This is a genomic window from Acinetobacter sp. 228, from assembly GCF_048147885.1.
The window spans coordinates 1-1,164 of record NZ_JAYWYV010000443.1 but is presented as its reverse complement, the minus strand read 5'-3'; the positions used below and the strand labels follow the sequence as shown (position 1 = coordinate 1,164).

2 protein-coding genes and 1 pseudogene are annotated in these 1,164 nt (G+C 35.4%); all 3 read left to right on the top strand.

Going from position 1 to position 1,164, the window contains the following annotated elements:
* Nucleotides 1-126: pseudogene (locus tag VXQ92_RS19720) on the top strand (LysR family transcriptional regulator); the annotation flags it as partial.
* Between the two features lie 148 nt (nucleotides 127-274).
* Nucleotides 275-694, top strand: coding sequence for a hypothetical protein (locus tag VXQ92_RS19715; protein ID WP_416682932.1), 420 nt, complete (start codon nucleotides 275-277; stop codon nucleotides 692-694).
* Between the two features lie 94 nt (nucleotides 695-788).
* Nucleotides 789-1,164 (top strand): hypothetical protein (locus VXQ92_RS19710; RefSeq protein ID WP_118939199.1); only part of this gene is annotated, 376 nt, incomplete at its 3' end.

The following is a 1,164-nucleotide window of genomic DNA, read 5'->3' as shown; positions in this document are numbered from 1 at the left end:
ATTCAAAGTTATAAATTCGAATACCTTGCCTTTATGCAAAATCATTTTTTCTGGCATAAAAAAGTGAGTAACCATAAAGCGAGAGACATGTTTATAGAATTGATAAAGTCTGAGTTTTGTTTATAAAGCATTTGGGTAATGATGCTATTCCCTTCAAATGATGATTTCTCGTAATCAAATCGTATGGGTTTTATCTCATGTCTGCACAAGATTTATTTTTAACAGTAAGATCAGCTATCCATATTTTGATAGTCATTGGGGAGATTAATCCAAAATGAAAGCCATAAAAATTTTATGTATTACAAGCTCTATCTTGGTTTCATCATCTCTCTTTGCTGAAACACCTCAACCTCAACAAGTGAATGAAGCAACTTCTAAGACAATGCCTTATGGTGATAATCCAAGCTTAGGCCGCGTACTGTTATATAAAACAGGAAAAGGCATACAAAACTTAGGAGATTCTATTCAAGGCGCCTCTGAAAAAACCTCAAATAAAATTAGGGAAAAATGGAAAGATACGAAAGAATTTACCGCTGAAAAAGCAGAAGTTGTTCAACAAAAAGCGGATACAGCCAAAGTATTTACTGAACAGAAAATAGAACAAGCTAAGCAAAATATCACCAGCAGTAGAAACGGTGAAAATATTCCAATCGAACAAGGTGAGCTAAGTAAATCTAGTACGACTGCCAATTAAAATTAAATCAGAGTAGCGCGATCATATCGTGCTTCCAAAGAAACACACTTTAAAAAAGACATACATCCACTACAAAGAGCTAGGAACCTGCCTTATGAACAGTCAAAAACTTCTCTTTTCTACCCTGTGCTGCTTAGCATTAACAGCATGTGCAACTACCGCACCTCTTTCTTCTTATCCTCAGGCACAAGTTTTAGAACAAGATACCAATATCGAAGCTTATCCAACCACTACAGGCAATGTAGCCAAGCTCATTAAACACGATAAGCAAGCTTGTATGATTGAATTTACGGGTTATTTAGGTGGTGGACAAGTAACTGAACATTGGATTTTTAATAATAAAGGTCTGATTTCAGCTCAATCATTTACAGAGCAATATCCAGACTCTTCTGGCATATTAAGTCAAGCGACCAATTCGACAACCAAAAGCTCTACCACTTTTAATATCCAAGATCCCGAAATTCAAAATA